This window comes from Endozoicomonas sp. SESOKO1, from assembly GCF_024606265.1.
GTDB lineage: Bacteria > Pseudomonadota > Gammaproteobacteria > Pseudomonadales > Endozoicomonadaceae > Endozoicomonas.
This window is the reverse complement of sequence record NZ_JAHHPP010000144.1, coordinates 1-1,253: the sequence shown is the minus strand read 5'-3', so window position 1 is coordinate 1,253 and position 1,253 is coordinate 1. Positions and strand designations below refer to the sequence as shown.

The 1,253-nt window shown below is 51.8% G+C and carries 1 protein-coding gene; it reads right to left on the bottom strand.

Features of this window, described 5'->3' with window-relative positions; all coding sequences use genetic code 11:
* On the bottom strand, positions 1-1,253 hold a 1,253-nt coding region (locus tag KDK13_RS07095), incomplete at both ends, for a DEAD/DEAH box helicase family protein (protein ID WP_257284277.1).

Below are 1,253 nucleotides of genomic sequence, written 5' to 3'. Positions count from 1 at the left end.
TCCCTGCCCCGTAAAGGTCTTTGCAAAGGCGAGTCCCCCGGCCAATCATTTGCCAGAATTTCACTTTGGACTTCACCGGTTTGGCAAACACCAGGTTGACCACTTCCGGCACATCAATACCGGTGTCGAGCATGTCTACTGAAATGGCAATGGTCAGTTCTTTGTTGGTACTGAGGTCACCACCTTTGAAGTCTTCAATCAGTTGCTCAGCCCTCGGGTCATAGTTATCAATGACCTGACAGAACTTGCCGGCAAACTGCGGGTACATCTCATCAAATACGCTTTGCAGCAGAACCGCATGCTTGTGGTTACGGGCAAAGACAATGGTTTTACCGGGAAGCTGTTCATCCCGATCACGAATGCCGTGTTCCATCAGGTTACGCATGATGGCCCGGTTGGTGTCCCGGTTATAGATCGCCTTATCAATGGCCTTGGCATCAAATTCCAGGGTATTCGGGTCGATGCCCTGCTCTTCCAGTTGGGCAATCTGCTCATCGCTGAGGTTGTCTTTTTTGATGCCTTCCCGCAGAAACTGGGTGGTGTGGGTGATCACTTCAAAAGGCGTCAGGTGTTCATCGTTGATCGCCGCTTCCAGTGAATACTCATAGGTGGGGATACGCCCTTCACAACCAAACAGGCCATAAGTGGTATGGCCAATCATATCCACAGGCGTGGCAGTCAAACCGACCTGAAGGGCATCGAAGTATTTGAACAGGTCACCGTAGACGTTATAGATGGAGCGGTGGGATTCATCCGCAATGATCAGGTCGAAATAGCCCACATCGTACCGATCCATAATGTTCATCATGCCTGGGTAGGTCGAGATGAAGATTCGGGAGGTATCCTGGTATTTCTTATCCGTTCTGCCCACCACATAAATAGGGTCACTGATAAATTCATTGAACGCATTGCGAGCCTGCTTACGCAGCTCTTTCCGGTCACAGAGGAACAGCACCCGCTTGGCCCATCGGGCATCGAGCAGTCGTTTGGTCAACGCAATGGCGACACGGGTCTTACCGGTACCGGTAGCCTGGACAATCAGGGCCTTGCGGTGCTTATCCGTAAAGCGTTCACCGACTCGGGCAATACTTTCCAGCTGATACAGACGGCCCGCAATATGGGTATCAACCGGCACTTCTGCTAACGGTCGGCAGCCCGTACGTTGTTGAACCAGGTAGGTCAGACTTTCAGGGCTGTAGAAACCAAAGAGTTTTCTCGGTGGATAGTTTCGGGCTGGGTGGTCATCCCAGAGG